This is a genomic window from Streptomyces sp. NPDC047043 (assembly GCF_040644055.1).
GTDB lineage: Bacteria > Actinomycetota > Actinomycetes > Streptomycetales > Streptomycetaceae > Streptomyces.
In genome coordinates, this window is sequence record NZ_JBEYVO010000054.1 from 18998 (window position 1) to 32495 (window position 13498).

General features: G+C 69.9%; 9 protein-coding genes. 4 read left to right on the top strand and 5 right to left on the bottom strand.

The annotated features are described in order from the left end of the window. Window positions 1–271 precede the first annotated feature (271 nt). A complete protein-coding gene (locus tag ABZ880_RS50930) occupies window positions 272–1279 on the top strand; it encodes an alpha/beta fold hydrolase (RefSeq protein ID WP_361278035.1) in 1008 nt (335 codons plus the stop codon). Between the two features lie 78 nt (window positions 1280–1357). Continuing rightward, window positions 1358–2746 (top strand): hypothetical protein, encoded by a 1389-nt coding sequence (locus ABZ880_RS50935; RefSeq protein ID WP_361278037.1) that lies wholly within the window; start codon window positions 1358–1360, stop codon window positions 2744–2746. Window positions 2747–3059: 313 nt separating this feature from the next. Here ABZ880_RS50935 and ABZ880_RS50940 read toward each other — a convergent pair whose 3' ends face one another. Further along, on the bottom strand, window positions 3060–4775 hold the full coding sequence (locus ABZ880_RS50940) for a DUF2264 domain-containing protein (RefSeq protein WP_361278039.1): 1716 nt from the start codon (window positions 4773–4775) through the stop codon (window positions 3060–3062). Between the two features lie 81 nt (window positions 4776–4856). Next, window positions 4857–5936 (bottom strand): rhamnogalacturonan acetylesterase, encoded by a 1080-nt coding sequence (locus ABZ880_RS50945; protein ID WP_361278041.1) that lies wholly within the window; start codon window positions 5934–5936, stop codon window positions 4857–4859. 200 nt (window positions 5937–6136) lie between these two features. Here ABZ880_RS50945 and ABZ880_RS50950 point away from each other — a divergent pair, with 200 nt between their 5' ends. Beyond that, window positions 6137–7816 carry a rhamnogalacturonan lyase B N-terminal domain-containing protein gene (locus tag ABZ880_RS50950; protein ID WP_361278043.1) on the top strand — a complete coding sequence of 560 codons (1680 nt, stop codon included), beginning with the start codon at window positions 6137–6139 and terminating at the stop codon, window positions 7814–7816. A gap of 2 nt (window positions 7817–7818) precedes the next feature. Here ABZ880_RS50950 and ABZ880_RS50955 read toward each other — a convergent pair whose 3' ends face one another. After that, a complete protein-coding gene (locus tag ABZ880_RS50955) occupies window positions 7819–9231 on the bottom strand; it encodes an RICIN domain-containing protein (protein ID WP_361278045.1) in 1413 nt (470 codons plus the stop codon). Window position 9232: 1 nt separating this feature from the next. Continuing rightward, on the bottom strand, window positions 9233–10312 hold the full coding sequence (locus ABZ880_RS50960; RefSeq protein WP_361278047.1) for a glycoside hydrolase family 43 protein: 1080 nt from the start codon (window positions 10310–10312) through the stop codon (window positions 9233–9235). 190 nt (window positions 10313–10502) lie between these two features. Between ABZ880_RS50960 and ABZ880_RS50965 the strand changes: the two genes are divergently transcribed. After that, complete coding sequence (locus tag ABZ880_RS50965; RefSeq protein WP_361278049.1) at window positions 10503–12626, top strand: autotransporter; 2124 nt, start codon at window positions 10503–10505, stop codon at window positions 12624–12626. Window positions 12627–12641: 15 nt separating this feature from the next. On the opposite strand, the gene ABZ880_RS50970 is transcribed toward ABZ880_RS50965, so the two are convergent. Beyond that, entirely contained in the window at window positions 12642–13472 is an 831-nt protein-coding gene (locus ABZ880_RS50970; protein WP_361278051.1) for a PhzF family phenazine biosynthesis isomerase, read from the bottom strand. Window positions 13473–13498: the final 26 nt, after the last annotated feature.

The following is a 13498-nucleotide window of genomic DNA, read 5'->3' on the forward strand; positions in this document are numbered from 1 at the left end:
CCGACCCGCCCAGAACCGGCTCGCTCGTCCACTCCGGGCGCCGAGCCGGACAAGCCCCACCCGCGCGTCGCTGCCAGGTGCCGAACTGTTCACTTCCCTACGCTCTCCGTACCCACCAGTCCGCCGAGCCGCAAGAGCACACGGGCCGTACGGGTGAACTTGTGCTGCTCCATGCGTGGTGTTGTGCGCGGTCGTCGGGCAGTGCACCGAATCCGCTCCTCGATCATCTCCGCGTCGGCGCTCGGCCGGCCCTGAGACGAGGAGTGGCGCGATGGCGGATCTGAATGTTTCGCGGAGGCGGTCAGGGCAGCGGCGGCGGGCCAAGTGGGCCGCGGTGTGCGCGGGGCTCGTGCTCGCGCTGGGCGTGGGGCAGCAGGGCGCGGCGGTCGCGTCCGACAGCACCGCGCCGCCGAAGCCGCCGCGGAACCTCCTTGCCTTCCCCGCGGCGGCGGTCGGCAGTCTCGCCAACCCGGATGCGTCACCGGCCGGGGCCGACGACTGGAACTGCAGGCCCACGCGTGAGCATCCGCGTCCGGTCGTCCTGCTGCATGGGACCTGGGCCAACGCCTACAACAACTGGAGCATGCTGTCCCCGTGGCTGAAGCAGGCCGGTTACTGCGTCTTCGCCCCCAACTACGGCGGTGCACCCGGCTCTCCGATCCAGGCCACGGCGCATGTGCCGGACTCCGCCCGGCAGATCGCCGCGTACGTCGACCGTGTCCTCAAGGCCACCGGTGCCCGTCAGGTCGACCTCGTCGGCCACTCGCAGGGCGGCGGTCTCACGCCCCGTTGGTACCTGCGGTTCGCGGGCGGCACGGATTCCGCGCACCCCAAGCGGAACAAGGTGCACAGCCTCATCGGTCTGGCGCCCTCCAACCACGGCACGACCGCCTCCGGCCTCGGCACACTGACCACCGAGCTGGGCCTCAACCAGCCCGTGTCCCTCCTCGTCGGCCAGGCGTACGCGGACCAGATGGTCGGCTCCGAGGTGAACAGGACGCTGGACCGGGACGGGGACACACAGCCCGGGGTCTCCTACACCGTCATCGCCACCAGGCTCGACGAGGTCGTCACCCCGTACACGAACCAGTTCCTGACCGCGGGGACGGGCGCGACCGTCAGGAACATCACGGTCCAGGACGTCTGCCGCCAGGACCTCTCCGAACACCTCTCGATCGCCTACGACTCCAACGCCGCCCAACTCGTGCGCAACGCCCTCGACCCCGCCCACGCGAAGCCCGTCGACTGCAGCCTCACGCTGCCCGTGCTCGGCGGCTGACACCGACCACGACGTGATGCCCGCCGCCCCGGGAAACCGGGGCGGCAACCTTTTGATCGGCCGCGGCGACAAGGGGGCATGACTTCAGCAAGACGCACGACCACTCACCGCCGGGTCCGGGCCGCGCGTAAGCCCGTGATCGCCGGACTCGCCGCGACGGCCGCGCTCGCCGGCGCCTGGTACGCCACCGCCGGTGCCTCGACGACCGCCGCCTCCGGCCTCGCGGTCAGCACGACTTCGGTGAGTCTGTCGGCCAAGTTCCCTTATCTGTCCGCCGGTTACAACAACACGCGCGAGTGGACGCGGACGGCGACCGCTGTCGCTCCCAACGGCACTCTGCGCGTGGCCTGGCCGGCCTCCGACGGTGTCCACGTCACCCCGCTGACCTCCGCCGGGAAGCGCTCGGGTGCGGACACCGTCATCAAGGGCACCAAGGAGGTCGGCGGTCTGGTCGCGCACAACAACGGCTTCGCGCTGCTGACCCGGGTCGCCGACAGCAACAAGTGGCACGACACGGCGGCCGCGCTGATCCGCTACACGAACGGCAAGCAGACCTTCCGCACCAAGCTCACCGGCACCTCCTCGCACGACACGTCCCCGACACTCGACGGCCAGCTGACCTGGAACGGCTCCAAGTACGGCGCCTACTTCGTCGTGCACGGCGCGGGCGGCTTCGCCGACGGGCACTACGGCGACAAGCTGTCGTACATCAGCGCCAAGGGTGCGAAGCTGAGCGGCGGTTGGGGCTGGGGCTGCAGCCACAACGAGGGCATCGCGCTGCACGCCGAGAAGTCCGGCGCCTTCACCTCCCTCTGCTTCGACGACTGGCGCTCGGGCCTGTTCGTGTCGACGGGCATCGCGGCCCCGGACGTGGCCCCGGTCGTGCAGCGCGAGCAGTGCTGGGCGGGCTACTGCGGCGGTACGTTCCCGAGCCGCACCGGCGACCTGGTGCGGTCCTCGACCGGCCGGTACGCCACCGCGTTCGCCTCCCGCGGCGCGGCCTCGGCCAAGAAGAACCCCGCCGACTCCTCCGGCCGCGGCTGGACGGTCACCCCGAAGACCAGCACCCACCAGGTGGCGGTCGCCTTCATGAAGAACCGCAACTCCGGTCCCGGCAAGGCGATCTATCTGTCGAGCGCCAAGGGCACGGAGCACGTGAACGTCCATCTCGCCCCGTACGGCAAGGACCGGCTCCTGCTGTCCTGGGAGTCCCTGAAGAACGCCAAGTGCAAGGACGGGACCTGCACCGGCACCTTCACGGGGACGCATCTGCGGCTCATCGACTGGAACGGCAAGTTCCAGAGTGCGGACAAGGTGGTGGGCGCGCGCATCACGGGTGACCTCGCGGTCTCCGCGAACGGCACGCTGACCTGGGCGTACGTGCCGGTCACGCCGTCGTACGCGGCGCCGCTGAACGGCGCCTCCCCGACCTCGAAGACGCTGAGGATCGCCCGGCTCACTCCCTGATGGACCCAGGCCGGTGAGGGGGAAGAACGGGTGTCCGCCGGGATGGTCCGGACAGGTGAGGCTGCCCGGTCACCAGTGCCACACGCCCAGTGGCAGGCCGGCCGGAACGTCGTGGGAGGGCTTGGTGAGGACGAGGCAGGACACGGTCCCCGTCCCCGGCCAGGCGCTGGACGACGTCCGGTGGCAACCGGCGGACCCGGGCCGCGCTCCTGCGCACGAAGGGGTGCGTGGACGCGGCCGGGCGGCGCGCGGGGTTCGGCCCTGCGCGCCGCCACCGCTCCGTGAGCCCGTCCGTCCCCCTCGTCATGGGGCCTCACCGTGCCGGACGGGACTCCTCCACGACGATCTCGTCCCGTGTTCCGCCGAGCAGGACCCGCACCTCGGGCCCCTCACTCCAGAGCACGGTCAACTCCCCGGCCCCGTCTGCCCGTACGCTCACCGTCTCCCCCAGCGGCACGGGATCCTTCTCTCCGGTCAGCCGGGCCAGCGCGACGAACAGGCTGTCCCCTTCGCCGGTGGCCCCGGTGAGCGCGTCGGAGAGCCCCACGGCCGGCGACAGCTCGGCCGGCAGCCCCTCTCCCGCCGTCCACCCGGTCACCCGTACGGCCGTCCCGGGCTCCGCCCCCGCCACCAGATGCGCGCGGACCTCCACGGCCCCGCGCGCCAGCACCACACTCGTCACCCGCGCTCCCCCGCCCGCCGTGTGCCGGGAGGCCACCCAGCCGTCCCCCACGCCCAACGGCACGATCTCCGTGCGGCTCGGATCGCCCCCGACGATCACACTGTTGTCGTACGAGGAAGGCGACGAGGAGGGCTGCGTCACCGTCGAGTAGGCGAGGCGCGTGTAGTACGGGTCGTAGCGGACGTCCTCGCTGCCGTGGTTGTGGAGGCGGACCACGCCGTCCGAACTCGTCGACTGCAGCAGCCAGTTGGGCGGGGCGATCGCCGTGAGCGCGTCGGAGCGCTCCGCCGGGCCCGGCTCCTCAGTCGCCGTCCACACCGGGTGGTCCGGCGGCAGGAGCAGGCCGAGGAAGCCCTTGCTGGCCCAGTACGGGGAGGCGGGGCCCGAATAGCCCTGCAGAACGGCCGAGTTGGGGCCGTGCCAGCCGAGGGTCAACAGGTCGCGGGAGTCCAGCGCACTCCGTTCCAGGAAGTACTTCAGCGCGCCCGACGCCAACCGCCGTGTCTCGCCCGGCGACAGTGGCGTACGGCCCGTCAGCGCGCCCAGCCACAGCGGAACCGTCGTCGCGAACCGGTAGGTGAGGGACCGGCCCTGGTGCATCGGCGCACCCTCGCCGCCGAACAGGCGGGCGTAGTCGGCGAGATGACGCTCGAGTCTTCCCCCGTACAGGTCGAGCAGTCGGGCGTCGCCCGCCAGCCATGCGTGCAGCACCGGGTAGAGGTGCATCGCCCAGCCGTTGTAGTAGTCGAACTTGCGGCCGTCGCCGTCGGTGTACCAGCCCTCGCCGACGTACCACTTCTCGATGCGTTCCAGGCCGCGGTCGATCGCCGCGCGGGAGGCCTCGGGCTCGTGACCGATCTCCTGGAGGAAGCCGCCCACCGTCACCGGGAACAACTCCCAGTTGCAGGGCCAGGCTTCGGCGGTCAGCGCGTCCCCGAGCCAGGCGGCCACCCGCTGTCGTACGCCGTCGTCCAGCCGGTCCCACAGCAGTGGGCGCGTCAGGCGCAGCGCGAGGGCGATGGAGGCCGCCTCGACCAGGGGCTGGCCGCGGTCCTCGATCCGGGGCCAGACGCCCGCGACGCCGGCCGCGAGCCCCTCGGCGTACCGCTGCAGCGCCGTCTCGTCGCGGCGGAAGGCAGCGGCGAGCAGCGTACGGGCGTAGCCCTCCAGGCCGTCGGAGACCCTGCCCGACCAGCTCGTCCGCTCGCCGGGCAGGTGGTAGAGCGCGCCGCCCTCCGCCGCGTACGGCTCGACCGCGGCGAGCAGGGCGTCGGCCGCGGCCTCCCAGTGGGCGCGGGTGTAGCCGGTGTGCGGGCTGAGGGTGCGGTCGTCGGGGGGCAGGTGCATCGGCTCTCTTTCGGGGCTTGCGGCAACGAACGAAGGGGGAGACCTGGGGCGCCCCGGTTCCGGTCGAGACGCCCCAGGGGTTCATCCCACCCGCACCAGGCCCCTGGGCACCAGATGCTCGGCGACAAGCGCGTCGCGGACAAGTCCCGCGTACACCGTGGCGCCGTGGACGGAGGTGTGGGTGTTGTCCTTCTTCTCGTTGTACAGGTAGATCGCCTTGGAGCCCTCGACGCCCAGGGACTCCACCAGCGCCTTCGTCTTCGCCGTCAGGTCGATCAGCGGAACGTCCTCGGCGGCGGCGACCGAACGGATGACAGCAGGATGGTCCACACCGAGGCCATTGACCAGCAGCGCGGTGTTGTTGTTCAAAGTGCCGTCGGCATTGAACCAGCGCCGCACGATCGGAGTCACCAGGACCGGGTCCCCGCCTTTCTCCCGTACACCCGCCACCAGGGTCTCCAAATTGGTGCGATACGTCGCTTCGTCCGTGGTCTTGTCGTTGTGCGCGAGCTGGATCAGGACCAGGTCGCCGGGGCGGATCAGCGGCTGGACGGTGGCCCACAGCTGCGGGTTCTGCAGATAGGTCACCGTACTCTCGCCGGAATCCGCGTAGTTGGCGACGGACAGACCCTTGCGGAGGTACTGAGGCAGCTGCTGGCCCCACCCGGAGTACGGGTCGGCGGGCTGGTCGCAGACCGTGGAGTCGCCGACCAGGAAGATCTGGCGGGTGCGCCGGGCGGGTGTGACACGGATGTCGGCGAGCGCGGGGGCCGAGCCGCCAAGTACCAGGTCAAGACCGGGAGTTCCGTCCGCTCCCGTCGGCTCCCCCTCCGGGGTACGGACGTTGACGGTGAAGCTGCGGGCGACCCTCCCCCACTCTCGGCTTCGCTCGAGCGGGGGGACCCCCATTCCCGCCGACGCGGGCGTCTCCGGGAGCAGGGAGCGCCGGGTCTCGCCGCTGATGCTCGTACTGGAGTCGGCCTCGCCGCCGAGGAGGACCTGCACGTCGTACGTGCCCGGCGGCACGTCGAAGTGGCAGGCGCCGGCGGTGCAGTTCCCGATGCCGAGGGGCGGGTGTCCCTCATGGGCCTGGGCCGGTACGGCCGTCAGGCAGGCGCCGAGCGTCAGCGCCGCCGGCACGGCGAGGTTGAAACGTCTCATTCGCGAATCCCTCCGAGGAAACGACGCGCACGACAGGGCCTGGCGGCTGGACGGTACCGCTGTTGGCAAGCGCTTTCTAGTCCTCGGGCAGATTTCACAAGATTGCCAACCTCGTACAGGCGAAAGCCCTTTCGCGAAATCGATTCAACTGTCACCCTCGCTCTCACTTGCACCCCCACGGTTCCGAAGGAGGCACCCCCATGTCCGACACCGTGAACAGACCGGTCGGCCGCCGCACCTTCGTCCTCGGCAGCGCGGCCGCCGCCGGCACCGCCGCACTCGCCGGGCCGCTCGCCACGGCGGCGTCCGCGGCGAGCTTCGGCTGGAGCGACGACGGCTCGAACTACGTCGTCGACACCGGCGCGAGTCTCGTCTTCAAGGTCAGCAAGACCAACGGCGACCTGACCTCGCTGGTCTACAAGGGCACGGAGTACCAGGGCTACGGCGGCAAGAACTCGCACATCGAATCGGGCCTCGGCACCTCGACGGTGACGATCGGTCAGTCGGGGTCCACCATTCTGATCTCCGTCACGTACGGGACGCTCAAGCACTACTACGCGGCCCGCAGCGGTGAGAACAACGTCTACCTGTGGACCAACAAGGCCGACGACTCGGTCAGCGCGACCCGCTACATCGTGCGCGTCAACGCGGGCAAGTTCCTCAACGACGAGCCCGACTCGTACACCTACGCGCCCACCACCATCGAGGCCTCGGACGTGTTCGAGAAGTCCGACGGCCAGACCCGCTCCAAGCACTACTCGAAACTGCGGGTCATCGACTACGACTACATCGGCTGGTCGACGGGGAGCGTCGGCCTGTACGTCGTGCGCTCCAACCACGAGAAGGCCTCCGGCGGCCCCTTCTACCGCTCCCTGCTGCGGCACCAGAGCGCCGACGGCGGCGGCCTGTACGAGATCCTCTACTACGGCGAGAACCAGACGGAGGCCCAGCGCTTCGGCCTCCAGGGCCCGTACGTCATCGCCTTCACGGACGGCGGCGCGCCCTCGTCCTCGCTGTACCACGGCAACCTCACCACCTCCTGGGCGGACTCGCTCGGCATCTCCGGGTACGTCTCGGCGAGCGGTCGCGGCAAGGTCGCCGGCGTCGGGATCACCGGGCGGAACACGGCGTTCCCATACACGGTCGGGCTCGCCAACTCGGCTGCCCAGTACTGGGGTTCGGCCCGCTCCTCGGACGGCTACTTCTCCATCGCGGGCGTGCTGCCCGGGACGTACACCCTGACCGTCTTCAAGGGTGAACTCGCCGTCTACACAAGCTCGGTGACGGTCACCGCGGGCGGCACGACCACCCTCAACACCATCACGATCCCCTCCTCCAACGACCCGGGCAACGCGAGCGCGATCTGGCGGATCGGCGACTGGAACGGCACGCCGAGCGGCTTCAAGAACGCGGACCTGATGACGTACGCGCATCCGTCCGACAGCCGGGCCGCATCCTGGACCGGCAACGTCGTCATCGGCAGCGGGACGGAGACGTCCGCCTTCCCCTGCTACCTCTGGAAGGACGTCAACAGCGGCATCATCGTCTACTTCAAACTGACCGCCGCCCAGGCCGCCGCCGCGCACACCCTGCGCATCGGCGTGACGACGGCCTACGCCAACGGCCGCCCGCAGGTCGTCGTCAACGACACCTGGACCTCCGCCGTCCCCTCACCGCCCTCCCAGCCGAGCACCCGTTCACTGACCGTGGGCTCGTACCGGGGCAACAACTACACGTTCACCTACAGCGTGCCGGCGTCCGCCTGGCTGACGGACACCAGCGCCTACAACACGCTGAAGATCTACGTGGCGAGCGGCTCGGGGTCGACGTCCTTCCTGAGTGCGGGTACGTCGATCGACGCGATCGATCTGCTGGCCTGACGTCAGGTCCCGCGCGTCCACTGCTGGTTGGTGCCCCCGTTGCAGGTGTACGTGATGATCGCGGCGGAGTTGGCGGTGGACGCGCCGGACACGTCCAGGCACTCGCCGCTCGCGCGGGAGACGACGTTGACGTAGGAGCCCGAAGTGGTCAGCGACCACTGCTGGTTGGTGGCCGAGCTGCTGCAGTTCTCCTGGGTGACCGTGCTGGCGTTCTCCTGCACGCACAGGGAGCTGTGACGGGTCATCAGCTGGTAGTAGCCGCTGCCCAGGGACTTGAACCAGTACTTCTGGTTGTTGCCGCCGTTGCAGTCGTACTGCTTGATCTGGGCGCCCTGCCACAGCGACTGGCTGGTCACGTCGGCGCACTTGCTGCTGTGCCGGGCGATCAGCGTGTTGTACGTGGCACTCGTGCCGGTGACGGTGCCGGCGGCCGTGTCGACGGTGACCTCCGGGGACCAGGACATGGACATCGAGGTGGAGCTCGGGAAGGTCAGCGGAAGCCAGACGTAGCGGGAGTCGTTGACGGTGCCGCCGAAGGAGTTGCCCCAGCGGTCGCCCATGTAGAGGTACGAGGTGCCCGAAGTCCCCGTGATCGGGAGGACGTACGCGGTCTGCGAGTTGTACGCCGTCGAGTCACCGACGTTCGTCCACGACGTCCAGGGACCGGACAGCGAGGTCGCGGTGGCGTACTGCTGCTGGTTGGCGCTCCAGCCAGTGGCACCCGAAGTCAGCATGAAGTAGACGCCGTTGCGCTTGAACAGGGCCGGTGCCTCACGATGGCCGCCCGGCCAGGGGTTGGCGATCCGGCTGTCGATGCCGGTGTAGTCGGCGGTCAGCTTGTAGATGTGCAGGTCGTAGTTCTCGTTGGCGGCCGAGACCATGTAGCCGGTGCCGTCCGTGTCGACGAAGGTCGTGATGTCCCGGGACATGTAGTCGTCGAGCGGGCGGAAGCTGCCCTGGTAGGTGTAGTTGCCGTCGATCGTGGACGACACGGCGACGGCGGCGCGGGCCTCGCTGTAGTCGGTGCCGTTCTCCTTGTGCATCCACATCACGAACTGGCCGGTGGCCGCGTTGTAGATGACCTTCGGCCGCTCGATGTAGGCGGTGGCCAGCTCCGAGGCGGACGACTGGGTCAGGACGTGGTTCCTGAACTCCCAGTTCTTCAGGTCGGTGGAGCGGTAGGCGTCCACGTACTTGAAGGTGTTGTCGGAGTTGCGGTCCTCGCCGAACCAGTAGTAGTACGAGCCGACCTTGATGACCCCTCCGCCGTGGGCGTGCACGACGTTGCCCGAAGTGTCGGTGAACTGGACGCCGTTGGTGACGGTCTGGGCGGCGGCCTGCGCCGGGCCCGCGGTCACGAGGGCGCCGGCCAGCGCCAGACAGAGGGCGATCAGCACTGCGTACACACGTCTCATGTCACGCACTCTCCTTCGCGGAGTCGGCCGCCGTGTCGGCCACGGGTATGCCGAAGTTCGGGGTGCCGTCCGGGTTCCAGCCGAGCTTCTGGATCCGGGTGTGGCGGTTGGGGTCGTTCAGGGGGTCGCCGGTGATCTCCTTGTACTGGCGGGCGTGGTAGACGAGGACGTCGCTGCGGCCGTCCTCGGCGACCGTGAAGCAGTTGTGGCCGAGGCCGTACTGCTCGGTGGTGTCGTTGCTGGTGAAGACGGGGACCTTCGACTTGGACCAGCTGGCGGGGTCCATCAGGTCGGCGTTCGCGTCGGCGGTCAGCAGGCCCATGCAGTAGTGGTGGTCGGTGGCGGCGGCCGAGTAGGAGAGGAAGAGCCGGCCGTTGCGGGCGAGGACCGCGGGGCCCTCGTTGACCTTGTAGCCGATGCACTCCCAGTCGAACTCTGGGGTGGACAGGCGTACTTGAGGACCAGTCAGGGTCCACGGGTTCGCCATCTTCGACAGGAAGAGGCCGGTGTTGTTGTCCATGCCGGGCTCGTGCTGGGCCCAGACGAGGTAGCGGGTGCCGCGGTGGGTGAAGGTGGTGGCATCGAGGGAGAAGGTCTCCCAGGCGGTCCTGATCTGACCCTTCTCCACCCAAGTGCCCTTGAAGGGATCGGGGTTGACGTTCTCCAGGACCCAGATGCGGATGTCCCACACGCTCTCGGCGGGCGCGGAGGCGAAGTAGATGTACCACTTGCCGCCGATGCGGTGGATCTCCGGCGCCCAGATGTGCGCACCCATGACGCCGGTGGCGTGCTTGGTCCAGATGACCGACTCGGCGGCGGTCGCGAGGCCGTTCAGGGTGCGGGAGCGGCGCAGGACGATGCGGTCGTACTCGGGGACGGTGGCCGTGAAGTAGTAGTGGCCGTCGGCGTGGCGGTGGATGTACGGGTCGGCGCGCTGCCGGACGAGCGGGTTCACGTACGGGGCGGCCTTTTTCGGACTCGGGGCGGCTTCGGCGACTGCGGGGGTTGCGACCAGGGCGCCCGCGGCCAGGGCGCCTTTCAGCAGCAGTCGTCGGTGGGGGACTTCGGGGGCGCGGCTCATGCGGACTGCCTCTCGGGTGGGGGTGTCCTGAGAGTGATGTTCGATATTGAGAACATCTGTTGTTATTGCGAACAGCCGAAAGGTAAGGCTGGGGAACGAGGAGGTCAACGGGTCGGACGAGGGCAGAAGAAGGCGCTTTCTGCTGTCGCGGTTTCTGTTATCGGCGCTCGCCCCGCCCGTCTCCGATCACGTGCGCAGCCATACCCACAAGACAGCAGCCGCCGCCGGAGCCCTCGCGACGGTGGCCGCCCTGCTCGCCACCGCTCCCCCCGCGGCCGCCGCCGGCACCCGTGACGTCACCACCGATGTGCTCGCCGACCGGGACGTGACGCTCAGCGGCGACACGGTGGTCACCGTGCCGTCGGGGACGACGACTTACGACGGGGTGTTCCGCGGGGAGGGCACGCTCACCGTGCGCGGGAGCGGGACCCTGGTGCTGACCAAGGACAGCGACTTCACGCTGCCCAGGTCCCGGCAGCGGCAGGTGGTGAAGACGCAGGGCGGCAACCACCCGTACACCACGGTCACCAACCCCGACCCGCCCGCGATCACCGTCGCGAGCGGGGCGACCCTGCAGTACGGCACCGGCGCCGGCACGGGCCTGATCGGCCACTTCCCGTACAACACACCGGGCTACCGGCTGAACCAGCTCAACGTCCGGGTGGACGGGACGTTGAGGTTGTCGCTCACCCGTACCTTCAACATCGGCACGATCAGCGGCTCGGGCCTGGTCACGCAGCCCCGCAACATGTGGGGCACCCTCGACCTGGCCGGCACCCACCCCTTCTCCGGCGTCATCGACAACGGCACCGGGATGGCGGTCGGCCGCCCCGAGTACCCGGTGGCGCTGCCCGACGCCCGCGCGATCCTCAACCAGGGCTCCTGGATCATCGACACCCCGCTGTACCAGACGATCACGCTGCGGCAGAACTTCTACCAGCGCGAGTACGGCAGCGACGTCAACGTCCACACGCGGCCCGGCAGCAAGGTCGTGCTCACCGGTCAGTACAGCTACAGCGACCGGGGCGGCGACACGAACCCCTCTCTCAGCGACCCGGACCTCAACTGGCGTGCGATTCCACATCAGTTGAACAAGCGCGGCACCAACATCGAAGGCGCGGACGTGCAGTGGGGTGACGGTACGACCCACAAGATCTTCATGCCGGGCACCAAGGACACCGTCTACATCAACATGCACGAGAAGAGCGGCCGCCGCTCCAGGCTGACCCTCGACTACAACGGCCCCGTCACCCTCGGCGCCCCGATCGGCGGCGGCATGTACCACGACACGCTCGCCGCGCCCGGCGCCGGAGACGTCGTCATCGCGGGGACGCGCGGGAACGACGTGACGTTCGCGGCGAAGCAGTACTACGACGGCTCCACGACGATCGGGAAGGGCGCGGTGCTGCGGCTGGGCCTGGGCTCGGGGAAGAGCGGTGACGGCTCCCTGATGACCGGCACGGCGGGCCGCCGGGTGGTGAACGACGGCACGCTCGTCGTGCAGAACGCCTCGACCGCCGTGTCGCTGTCCCGGATCAGCGGCACGGGCTCCTTCGTCCAGTCGGGCGCCGCGACGACGACGCTGACGGGGAGCGCGGTGACCTACACCGGGACGACGACCGTCAAGAAGGGCACGCTGGCGCTGCGCGCCGGGGCAACTCTCGGGCGAAGCAAGGCGATTCGGCTGACGTCGGCGGGGGCGCGGCTGGATGCGGGGGCGGCGGGGCTGCGGGTGGCGACCTCGCTTTCCGGCAAGGGGACGGTGAAGGGGGCGGTGACCAACGACGGCGTGGTCGCGGGCGGAGTGACCGTCGCCGGTGCGTACACGCAGACCGCGAAGGGTGAACTCGTCCTGGGCGCCCAGCCGTTGAAGGTGACGGGTTCCTCGGTCCGCCTGGCGGGCGACCTCGACCTCTCGGCCGCCGGGACCGAGCCGGCCCGGAAGATCACCGTCCTCACCCACACGGGCAAGTCGAAGACCACCGGCACCTTCAAGGGCCTGAAGGAAGGGGCACGCCTGAAGCTCGCCGACACGACGTACCGCATCAGCTATCGGGGCGGCGACGGCAACGACGTCACTCTCACCGCGACCGGCACGAGCCGCTCCCCCGCCGCCCGCCCGGACACGGCGACGTCGGGCGCGGCGGCAGCGGCCACCCCCCACACCGCCAACACGGCGAGCAGCGGCCTCGGTTGGTGGCCGTACGTGCTGGCGATGGGGCTGCTGATCGGGCTGGTGGTACCGGCGGCGAAGAGGCGCGGGCGGGGTGGCCGGCGGAGGGGTGGACGGCACTCGGCACACGGACAGCCGTAACCCCGGTCCACGGACTCAGGCCGGGTCGCGGGTGATCCGTGCCGCCCCGCCCACGAGGATCCGCGGGCCGTTCGCACCGGGCGTCGCAACCGCCCTGATCGTCGCCGGGCTGCCGAGCGAGTCGCCCATGTCGGCGGTCACGCCGGGCAGGCCCTCGCGCGACAGGTGGGCGGCGAGGCAGGCCGTGCTGTTGGCGTTGGCGATGTCCTCGGGGACGCCGATCGACGGGGCGAACATGCGGGCTGCGACTCGGGCTTCGGGTGTCGGTGCGGAGTGGACGTAGCAGCCGAGGAGACCGAGGTCGTCGCATGCGGCGCGGAGGTCGTCGAAGTCCGGGGTGAGGGCGGATACGGCGAGCCTGGTGGGGAGGGGGACCAGGAGGCGCGGGCGGCCCAGTGCGGCGACCACGGAGCCCGGGGTGTCTTCGGCTACGCCCAAGGCCCGCAGGAGGGCCTTGTGTTCGCCGTCCGCGGGCTTCCGGAGGGTGACCGGGCCCGGGGTGAAGTACGCCTCGAACTCGCCGTCCTTGCCGGTGACTTGGCCGTCGAGGGTGCCTCCCGGCGTGCGTAGCGTGATCTCATGCGCGTCGCCTTCGCCGCGCTCGGCCAACACCGCCAGCGCCGCCACCGTCCCGTGGCCGCAACCGGGCAGTTCGCCCTCCGCCGTGAAGAACCGCAGTGAGGCCTCGGAGCCTTCGGCGGTGACGAACACCGCGTGCGACGTGCCCGCCAGGGCGGGGACGCGGCGGCGTTCGTCGTCGGTCAGGGACGGCTGGTCGTCCAGGACCGCCGTCGGGCTGCCCCCGCGGCCGTCCCGGAGGCACGCGTGCACGATCGTGACGTTCACGGGAGCGAGGGTAGACCGCGCTCGGC

Excerpts from the sequence above, each read along its gene's own strand:
- ABZ880_RS50930 (WP_361278035.1), top strand. The coding sequence starts at position 272 with ATGGCGGATCTGAATGTTTCGCGGAGGCGGTCAGGGCAGCGGCGGCGG.
- ABZ880_RS50935 (WP_361278037.1), top strand. The coding sequence starts at position 1,358 with ATGACTTCAGCAAGACGCACGACCACTCACCGCCGGGTCCGGGCCGCG.
- ABZ880_RS50940 (WP_361278039.1), bottom strand. The coding sequence starts at position 4,775 with ATGCACCTGCCCCCCGACGACCGCACCCTCAGCCCGCACACCGGCTAC.
- ABZ880_RS50945 (WP_361278041.1), bottom strand. The coding sequence starts at position 5,936 with ATGAGACGTTTCAACCTCGCCGTGCCGGCGGCGCTGACGCTCGGCGCC.
- ABZ880_RS50950 (WP_361278043.1), top strand. The coding sequence starts at position 6,137 with ATGTCCGACACCGTGAACAGACCGGTCGGCCGCCGCACCTTCGTCCTC.
- ABZ880_RS50955 (WP_361278045.1), bottom strand. The coding sequence starts at position 9,231 with ATGAGACGTGTGTACGCAGTGCTGATCGCCCTCTGTCTGGCGCTGGCC.
- ABZ880_RS50960 (WP_361278047.1), bottom strand. The coding sequence starts at position 10,312 with ATGAGCCGCGCCCCCGAAGTCCCCCACCGACGACTGCTGCTGAAAGGC.